The 1,648-nt window shown below is 41.9% G+C and carries 1 protein-coding gene; it reads left to right on the forward strand.

The window, feature by feature from the left end; genetic code table 11:
• Positions 1–340 precede the first annotated feature (340 nt).
• Complete coding sequence (locus tag QUA80_RS33495) at positions 341–892, forward strand: Uma2 family endonuclease (RefSeq protein ID WP_333429202.1); 552 nt, start codon at positions 341–343, stop codon at positions 890–892.
• Positions 893–1,648 lie beyond the last annotated feature (756 nt).

Genomic DNA, 1,648 nt, shown 5'->3' on the forward strand with positions numbered 1-1,648 from the left:
CAACTCCCGTAGCAATGGTTGCTCCTTCTATCAACGGCTAAGTTTTAGCTTTTGATTAATAACAAAAAGCGCCCCTAGTAATAGGGGCGCTTTTTGTTTGAGGAAAAATATTTTTAGAGACAGTCCTGGACGCATGGAGCCGTTGGCGAATAAAGCGCAACTACAAACATAAACTGTTCGCGCACTCCTATCAAAGAAACGGGGTTTTTTACTTACCGACTCTACGGGCTGCCAAGCGTCTTTTCATCATAAAAAACCCCGTTTCTGGGTTCCATGCGTAAGTCCTACTAAAAATAGCAATTGCTATCTTATTAAAAAGAGATGGTGAAAGGTAAGTCAGATGGTTGTCACAATTTCTAAAGCAGGATTGGGTACAGGTGGAGCCTTCCTGTCAAACGTGACATTGGAGACTCTGGAAAAGTTGGATGCAGATTTGGCAGGAACTGGGACACGTTTAACTTATTTGGATGCGTGTTTAGAAATTTTGGCTTTTTTATCTGAGGATCGTGAAGAACCGAAAAAAACTTTAGACCAGCTTTTAGAGATTTATATGCGGATGAAAAACCTCGGTTTTTATGCACGCGGTAATACAACCATCGGGATACAGGAATTGGGCCTACGGAAGGAACCAGATGAGTCTTACTGTTTGGGTACGCGCCAGTCAGTTCCTGATTTGGCGATCGAGGTGACAGTAACCAGTGGTGGAATTGATACGCTGGAAATCTATCGTCGGGTGGGAGTGCAGGAGGTTTGGTTTTGGGAGGCTGGGGTAATTTCGGTTTATTGCTTGCGTCCAACGAGATATGAGTTGGTTAGCAAGAGCGAACTTTTGCCAGAGTTGGATTTGCGATCGAGTTTTATTCGCGGATGGCCGATCGATATGATGCGGTGAATGCTTTTATGCGATCGATGTAGAAAAGAAAAGAGTAACTCTGTGGTTGAATTCGGTTGCGATCGGGTGAAGTTACCCATAGCTTATATAAGATTTAACTTGCACTGAATGTATGCTTTGAATACGGGATCGAGAAGAAACATCGATCGCGTTCCTACTAACAGTTTTTCCACTAAGCTGCGTCGGGTTAAAGATTGTATGGCTTGCCAAAATTCTGATTGGGATTTCACTATCAGCAGGTTGTCGTGAAATACCTACAGCGTCATTTTGAATTGCTAACCAATAGAACGCCTTTTTTTATGAGTCCGATCAACGCTTGATGTGAGATTCTAAAAATTGTTCTAAGTTACCTAAAAATAAATCTGCTGTTCCCTCTGCTAAAAATACGGAAACGCTACCCTTCAATAATTTAAAAATTGTAGCAGCGATAATATTTAGCCCGGTAAAGATGTCATTGATAAAGGTCGATCTAGTCTGACTATTTTTCCCGATCGGCTAATTCTTTTGCTCGGATAAGTTCGACCGATTCTTACCCTAACCCTTGGAAGTTTAAGGTTAGTTGGGAGAGGTTTAGTGCTTCCAAAGCAGTATTTTATCTTGTTTTTTTTCTATTGAGGAGAATTGAACAACTTTGGTGAGAGTATGCGGCAATTTGTTGAAAAAATTTGCCATAATCTTCCTGGGGGGGTGACAAAGAGGTCTACGAGATAGACTGTATAAGGGTTGAAGCCCGCATACCTTGTTGGTAAAAGCGGC

It is taken from the genome of Microcoleus sp. F4-D5 (genome assembly GCF_036704885.1).
Taxonomy (GTDB): domain Bacteria; phylum Cyanobacteriota; class Cyanobacteriia; order Cyanobacteriales; family Microcoleaceae; genus Microcoleus.

Excerpts from the sequence above, each read along its gene's own strand:
- QUA80_RS33495 (WP_333429202.1), top strand. The coding sequence starts at position 341 with ATGGTTGTCACAATTTCTAAAGCAGGATTGGGTACAGGTGGAGCCTTC.